The sequence below is a fragment of the Paraburkholderia ultramafica genome (assembly GCF_902859915.1).
In the GTDB taxonomy this organism is placed as follows: Bacteria; Pseudomonadota; Gammaproteobacteria; order Burkholderiales; family Burkholderiaceae; genus Paraburkholderia; species Paraburkholderia ultramafica.
In genome coordinates this window covers 50486-57529 of sequence record NZ_CADIKK010000042.1, presented here as the reverse complement: position 1 = coordinate 57529, position 7044 = coordinate 50486, and the positions used below count along the sequence as shown (strand labels likewise).

Here is a 7044-nt window from a genome sequence, read left to right as displayed (position 1 = left end):
AGATCTGCATGATCTTCCACCTTGGGCACTTTGATGCCGTCGGCCCGTGAGGGTCCACCTTCCTTCTTCGCTTCCACCGCTCACGGGTGGGAGGCGTTCATATCATTCTTCGAGATTGCGCAAGCTCAGCGGGTAGGCCACGTACCAACGCACGCACACCAACATGATCTCAACCGGATAGTGCAACCGCTTCAGCACCTTGGCTACCGCCGGACTCAGCGCTTTCATTGTCGTTCACATCATTTCTGTAAGGTTCCGCAGCATACCAGCCTCCGCTATTGCGACGGAACCAAATTCGGACCCTTCCGAACAAAGCCCGTCAGCGCAAACGTGGGTCGACTGTTGCGAATCGACGAAGCGGCGCCATCTGCAGGATCAGCGCCTAGCTGCGTGGTCTCTCACGCACACCAGGCCGGTCCGCGCGCCAACGTGTGCCAGAACGCGATGTCGTGATTCGGCCAGATCGTGGCGCCAGTCTGCGCCGCGAGCGCTTTCAGCTTGCGAATGCTCATGAGGGCGAGATCTTCTCGATCGTTCCAGCAGACGCCAGGCGCCACCTCGTCGTCGATGTTCTCGGTCAGGTCGGCCGCGTCGCCCGCGAGTATCACGGGCCTGCCGCGCGGTAGCTCGATCCACAGCGACATGTGGCCCGCGGTATGGCCGGGCGTGTTGATTGTGCGTACGCCGGGCGCCACGTCGTACTCGTCGCGCTGCGTTCGCCAACGATAGTCGCCACTGAAGTCGTCCTGGAAGTAGGCGAGATCCGCTTGCGCGCGCGCTGCCTCGAGCTCATCCGCATGCACGTGGATGTCCGAGCCGCACACCTCGCACAGGCCGCCTGCGTGATCGAAATGCAGATGGCCGATCATCACCACGTCGATGTCCGACGGCTGCAGTCCGAGCCGTGCCAAATGGTTCGGAATGCGCTGCTCCTCGATCATCTGAGGCGCCGGCATCGGGGCGGCGCCGCACTCGTAGTAGCGCTTGCGCAGCGCCGGGTCCGCGATCTTGAGGTAGTCGCAGCCGACGTCGTAAAGGATGCGTCCGTTTCGCGTCTCGATCAGGTACGCAAGGATCGGGGCGTCGATGTCGGTGCCGATGCCGCGATTGCGTGTCGATATCGACTTGTCGTAACGGTGCATCGCGCTTAGGAGGGGCCATAGCCGCAAAACCTGTGTCATCAGTTTGCTCCTGCTCTTGGCAAGTCGCATCGCGCTGGGAGGCGCGATGCGACTTATCACTTAGCGTGCTGCGGTCAGCGACGGATCGATATAGTTGTTCACGTCCTGCTGCTGTTTGTAGACGGCGTTGCGCACGTTGAACTTGTCCGCGTTCTCGCTCGAACCGTAGAGCGAGTCGAGGCCTGGGCCCTTGCCGAACGCTTTCTTCGCGGCCGCGGCATCGAGCAGTTGTGTGCCTTTGAGCAAGGGAAGATATTGCTCGGGCGTGAGACCGACACGCGCGGACATGATCTTCAGCGCGTCCGGTTGCGTCTTCGGATCGTTGATGTAGGCAACGCAACGGTACCAGACGCCGATCACTTTCTCCCAATCTGCGCGACGCGCGGCGACGCTCGCCGGGTTGACGGTAAACACGTCGTAAATGAGACCCGGGGCATTGGCCGAGGTGAAGATCGGGCGCGAGCCGGGCACGCGCTTGAGCGCTTCACTCGCGTTCGGCTGCCAGAGTGCGACCGCCGCGATGTCGCTGGACGAGCCCAGCACCTGCGGCAGTTCGTTGGTCTTCGCATTTACAAGCGTCACGTCCGCTTCCTTCATGCCGTGCTTTTCGAGTGCGGTGTCGAGCAGCAGGTGGTCGACGAGACCGACTTCAACGCCGATCTTCTTGCCCTTGAGCGCTTCGACCGATTTCGTGCCCGGCTTCGCGACGATCATGTCGTTGCCGCTCGAGTAGTCCGTCAACAGGATCATCACGTTTCTCGCGCCACTTGCCCCGGTCACGAGCGCATCGCCGTTGGTCGTGCCCACCGCGTCGAGCTTGCCCGCCGAGAAGGCGTCGAGCGATGCCGAGTAATCGAACCATTCGAAGTCGACGTCGACCCCGGCTTGCTTGAACCAGCCCTTGTCGATAGCGATCTGGAAGGCGACGTAGCCGGGCCAGTCGCTGTAGCCGATCTTCAGCGGCGCGGCGGCCTGCGCAGGCACGGCGGCGCCGATTGCGAGCGCGGTCGCGATGCCCGCGAACGTGCGGCGCACAAGACGCGACGGCGCAATTTCGGTAAGAGCGGATTTGATTTTTTTCATCGATGGACTCCAGGAGACCGGTGAGGATTGAGTTGTCTAAGCGGCTCGTGCGACATGACGTGCACGGGCCCACAACATGACCGGTTCCTGCGGGACACGGAAGACGCAAAGCCGGCCATGGAGAGGCGCAGGTAGCTGTCGCTACCACCACAATCTCCCGGGCTTTTGTCCCGCCGTGTAATGAGCCGCCAGATCAGCTTTAAGCCAATCGCCACGGCGCACCGGGCTGCTCTCGGACCAGACGTTCTCGCGAACCGGAACCCTAGCACCCCTAAGATGCGACTCCGCCGCACCTCTCGCGCAAGGCTATGCGAGAACCATGCCAGGCGCATGCGGTTTTCGCATCGTCGTGTCGAACAGTGCGAACGGTCGCTGTCGATTCACTCGAGCGCGCCAAAACGCTGATGTACGAATGCGAGGAACCGCTCGAGCCGTTCCTCGATCATGGGCGCGAGTCGCACATACTTGATACGGCGGTCGTCCTTGGCGCCCGTCTGAAGCAGCCAACCCTGATCGATCAGGTCCTGGACGTAGCTGACGGCGGTGCGGCGGCTGATACCGGGCATGAAGCCGTAGAGCGCCGTCTTCGGAAAAGAGGCCTGTTCGTCCGCCCACATCTGACAGAACAGATCGCTGTAGTTGAGGTCGCTCAAACCCAAATCGCCGAAGTGAGCGGACCACTGGAAGTCCATGTCGAGAATCGCGCGCGCCACGGCTTGCGCTTTGGCGCGGCTGATTTTCTTCTTCATCGATTCACCACTATGAGCAAAGATGCGCGGTTTTCGTGCGCGCGAGCCCGGAAATCGTGCGCAGCCTGGGCGAGCCGCGCCGGTTCATCGTCAGCATATTGACGCCCACCCATTCGAATGTATTATTGCGTGCAATTTTACATGTAATGGGGCGATGATGAAGTTCGAACTATTCAAGACGTTCTGGGGCTATGGGGCAGGGCCACGCGAAGCTGCGCCGTTGGTGCGGACGGCCGGTTTTGACGGCATCGAGGCGCAGGTGCCTGCCGATGCGGCTCAGCGCGAAGCATTTGCATCCGCGATCGCAGATGAGCATCTCGCGTTCATCGCCGAGATCACGACTGCAGGCAGCTATGTGCCAGAGCGTTCGGCAACGCCTGCCCAGCATTTGCACGATCTGGAGGCGAAGATCGTCTTGGGCAAGCCGCTCAAGCCTCGCTTTTTCAGCGTGATCGCCGGCTGCGATGCGTGGCCGGCTGAGACGCAGATCGACTTTTTCTCGCGTGCCGTCGAACTGGCCGCGCGGCACGATGTAATCTGCAGCTTCGAGACACACCGAAGCCGCTCGCTCTTTAACCCGTGGATCACGCGCGACGTTGTGCGCGCGGTGCCGCAACTCAGGCTGACGTGCGACTTCAGTCACTGGGTCGTGGTGTGCGAGCGGCTGCTCGACAGCGAATGGGATGCTCTCGCGGAGATCGCGCCCCACGCGCACCACATTCACGGACGGATTGGCTATCCGCAAGGTCCGCAGGTGCCGCATCCCGCCGCGCCCGAATACGCCGATTGCCTGCAGTCTCATCTGCGGATCTGGGAGGCGCTCTGGACAGCGCAAGTCGCCGCCGGCTACGCGGTGACGACGATGACGCCCGAGTTCGGTCCCGACGGCTATCTCCACACGCTTCCTTTCACGAATGCGCCCGTCGCGGACCTGTGGGAGGTCAATACCTGGATGGGCGGGCAGGCACGCGGTCATTTCGCGGAGTTTCTCGATCGGTCGGCGCAGGATACGGCGAGCGTGCCTAGCACGAGGGCGGAGTCATGAGCCAGACTCATCACCATGCCACGTTTGATCGACTTCCGATCGTCGACGTGAGCGGACTCTACAGCGATGACCTGAGCGAGCGCATTGCGAGCGCGCGCGAACTCGATTTGGCGGCGCGGGAAGCGGGTTTCTTTTACGTGACCGGCCATCGCGTCGCGCGCGAATTGCGCGCGGCGCTCGTTGAGGAGGCTCGGCGCTTCTTTGCGTCGCCGCAAGAGTGGAAGATGCGCTACTACATCGGCCGCTCAAGAGCGCACCGCGGCTATGTTCCCGAAGGCGAGGAGGTGTTCGCGGGCGGCGCGCGCGACAGGAAGGAAGCATTCGACACGGGCCGCGACTTGCCGCTTGACGATCCCGATGTGGCGTGCAGTACGCCAATGCTTGGGCCGAACGTGTGGCCGGAGCAGCCGGGCTTTCGCGAAGCGGTGAGCCGGTATTACGAAGAGGCGTTTGCTCTCGGATGTGTGATGTTTCGTGGTGTTGCGCTTGCCCTCGGCTTGCCCGAGTTTTACTTCGACGCTTATCTGACGAAGCCGCCAAGTCAATTACGACTGGTCCACTATCCCTATGACGCGTCGGCCGACGATCGCCTAGGCATCGGTGCCCATACTGACTACGAATGCTTCACGATCCTCTTGCCGACCGCCCCCGGGCTCGAAGTGATGAACGGAGCGGGGCAGTGGATCGATGCGCCGCCGCTCGAGGATGCGTTCGTCGTGAACATCGGTGACATGTTGGAGACGTGGACCGGCGGTACCTATGTCGCCACCACGCACCGCGTGCGCAAAGTCGCGCAAGAGCGATATTCATTTCCGCTCTTCTTCGCTTGCGACTATCGGACCCAGGTCGCGCCGCTGCCGCAGTTCTCGACGCCCGAGGTCGTGGCGCGATACGAGCCGCTCACAGCGGGGGAGCATCTGTTTGCGCAGACCGCGCAGACCTTCGAGTATCTGCGGCGGCGTGTAGCGCGCGGCGAACTGACGTTGCCGGAAGGATCGAGGACGCCGGCGAGTTTCGGGAGAGAGATGCGGGCAGATCAGTCGGCGCAGTGAGGCGAGCCGGATGGACAGTACCGGCGTCGGCAAGGCCGTGCCATCGCACTGTCTTTGCTCACGTGCTGCCCATGCATGGGGCGTTTGTGCGCGAAAATCGTGCGCACGAACGCTGCGGGCAGCATGCCACGGTTCAGGTGCATCACGTGCGGTCGGGCCGTGTCGCTCGCGCCGCCTTTCCGACATGACTTCGCGCCACGCTGACGACTGCTGGCACAGTTCTCGCTTAATTTCCCCGCGAGAGGTGCGAAGCAATTTGCATCATCTTCAGGATCGCTAGGGTTCCGGTCGCCTTGCTTCATGGGCGATGCCTGGTCCGAGAGCGGTCCGGTCTTGCCCCCAATCTTGCTTGCAAGGCGTCGGCGAGGCTCCACGGAGGGATAAAAGCCCGGGAGGACGCGATTTCGTCTATCGCCCCTCTCATGCTGATCCAATCGTTAAGAGGAGCCTCCATGCAGTCGAACCCTTCAGTCGACTTTGACCTTCCGCCTATCCCGCACGTGCTGTGGGAAACAGTGCTGCCCGCCGGCACACACTGGTCCGGTGTCTTACGACGCGGGCTCGCGCTGCGTGTCGTCGATCTTGAAGGCGGCGCGAATCTCGCCGCGCTCTTTTATCGCCAGGAGGATCCGCTCGAGCGATACAACATGGCCGACACGCTCAAGGCGCAGCACACGGCGCGTTTCACGCGCGGTGTCGTGCTGTATTCGGACATGGGCCGCGTAATCGCGTCGATCACCGCTGACACTTTGGGCTGGCACGATCCGGTCGGCGGCGTGGGCGATGCGGGGTTGTTCGCGACGAAGTACGGCTCGGCGCGCTATCAGGAGCACCGCAACGAGATGATCCGCAACGGGCGCGACAGCCTGCTCGTCGAGCTGGCGAAATACGGGCTGGGCGCTCGCGACCTCGTTGCGAATGTCAATTTCTTCAGCAAGCTCGATGCTGCCGAGGACGGCTCGCTCACGTTCGCGCCGGACCATTCGCGTGCGGGCGACGCATTCGATCTGCGCTTCGAGATGAATACGCTCGCCGCGTTTTCGAGCGCGCCTCATCCATTCGACCCGAGCCCCAAGTACCAGCCAAAGCCCGTCAAGCTGATCGCCTACCGTGCCTATTCGGTCGACGATCGCGTACCGGCCGACGACCCATGCCGTTCGTCCTGCGCGGAGAACGAGCGCGGCTTTGTCAATACCGAGCGTCTGTTTGTTTAAGGAGACCGCGATGCCCATCGTCGAAAGCCAATTGGATCCGCGTGACGCGATCTACCATTTCACGCTGCCCGCCGGCGAGCCCTGGATTCACGAAGTGAAGCGAGGACAGGTGTTTCGCATTCTCGATCTCGAAGGCAACCAGGCCGTCGATACGCTGTTCTATAACAGCGCCGATCCGCTCGAGCGCTACAGTGCACAGGACACGATTCGCGTGCAACGCAATCTGTATCTGTCCGCAGGCAGCGTGCTCACGTCGAACCTCGGCAATCCGATGCTGACGATCGTCGCGGATACCTGCGGCCGCCACGACACGCTCGGCGGCGCATGCGCAGCCGAAAGCAACATGGTTCGCTACGCGCTCGAGAAGCGCTACATGCACAGTTGCCGCGACAGTTTTCTGCACGCCGTCACTCATTGCACCTGCGGGGTGGGCGTGGGACTGACGAAGCGCGACATCGTGAGCAACGTCAACTTCTTCATGAACGTGCCGGTGACAGCAAGCGGCGGCCTGACGTTTGAGGACGGCATCTCGGCGCCCGGAAAGTACGTCGAGATGCGCGCCGACATGGATGTGATCGTGCTGATCTCGAACTGCCCGCAACTGAACAATCCGTGCAACGCCTACAACCCGACGCCCGCGGAGCTGCTGATATGGAACTGACGACCTTGCGCGACTGGATTTACGACGTGCTGCGGGTTCGGTCGGAATGCTATTTCCCG

General features: G+C 62.1%; 7 protein-coding genes, 1 pseudogene and 2 riboswitches. Of the genes and pseudogenes, 4 read left to right on the top strand and 4 right to left on the bottom strand.

What is annotated here, in order from left to right; translation table 11 throughout:
* Positions 1 to 105: 105 nt before the first annotated feature.
* From HV744_RS31305 to HV744_RS31290, 4 genes and pseudogenes are all read right to left on the bottom strand, one after another.
* Positions 106 to 228: pseudogene (locus HV744_RS31305) on the bottom strand (IS6 family transposase); the annotation flags it as partial.
* 170 nt (positions 229 to 398) lie between these two features.
* Positions 399 to 1181: an N-acyl homoserine lactonase family protein gene (locus tag HV744_RS31300; RefSeq protein ID WP_175153201.1), complete on the bottom strand. Its 783-nt coding sequence runs from the start codon at positions 1179 to 1181 to the stop codon at positions 399 to 401.
* 60 nt (positions 1182 to 1241) lie between these two features.
* Entirely contained in the window at positions 1242 to 2264 is a 1023-nt protein-coding gene (locus HV744_RS31295; RefSeq protein WP_175153200.1) for an ABC transporter substrate-binding protein, read from the bottom strand.
* 152 nt (positions 2265 to 2416) lie between these two features.
* Positions 2417 to 2541: riboswitch (guanidine-I (ykkC/yxkD leader) on the bottom strand.
* A gap of 103 nt (positions 2542 to 2644) precedes the next feature.
* Complete coding sequence (locus HV744_RS31290) at positions 2645 to 3013, bottom strand: MarR family transcriptional regulator (protein WP_175153199.1); 369 nt, start codon at positions 3011 to 3013, stop codon at positions 2645 to 2647.
* Positions 3014 to 3167: 154 nt separating this feature from the next.
* Between HV744_RS31290 and HV744_RS31285 the strand changes: the two genes are divergently transcribed.
* The 4 genes from HV744_RS31285 to HV744_RS31270 all read left to right on the top strand — a co-directional run bounded on the left by HV744_RS31285 (position 3168) and on the right by HV744_RS31270 (position 6985).
* The gene (locus HV744_RS31285; protein ID WP_246279279.1) at positions 3168 to 4058 is read left to right on the top strand and encodes a sugar phosphate isomerase/epimerase family protein; all 891 of its coding nucleotides are present in this window, start codon (positions 3168 to 3170) and stop codon (positions 4056 to 4058) included.
* Positions 4055 to 5110: an isopenicillin N synthase family dioxygenase gene (locus HV744_RS31280; protein ID WP_175153198.1), complete on the top strand. Its 1056-nt coding sequence runs from the start codon at positions 4055 to 4057 to the stop codon at positions 5108 to 5110. The genes HV744_RS31285 and HV744_RS31280 overlap by 4 nt, the downstream gene beginning before the upstream one ends.
* Positions 5111 to 5375: 265 nt before the next feature.
* Positions 5376 to 5507: riboswitch (guanidine-I (ykkC/yxkD leader) on the top strand.
* A gap of 55 nt (positions 5508 to 5562) precedes the next feature.
* A complete protein-coding gene (locus tag HV744_RS31275) occupies positions 5563 to 6324 on the top strand; it encodes an urea amidolyase associated protein UAAP1 (protein WP_175153197.1) in 762 nt (253 codons plus the stop codon).
* 10 nt (positions 6325 to 6334) lie between these two features.
* The gene (locus HV744_RS31270) at positions 6335 to 6985 is read left to right on the top strand and encodes an urea amidolyase associated protein UAAP2 (protein ID WP_175153196.1); all 651 of its coding nucleotides are present in this window, start codon (positions 6335 to 6337) and stop codon (positions 6983 to 6985) included.
* Positions 6986 to 7044 lie beyond the last annotated feature (59 nt).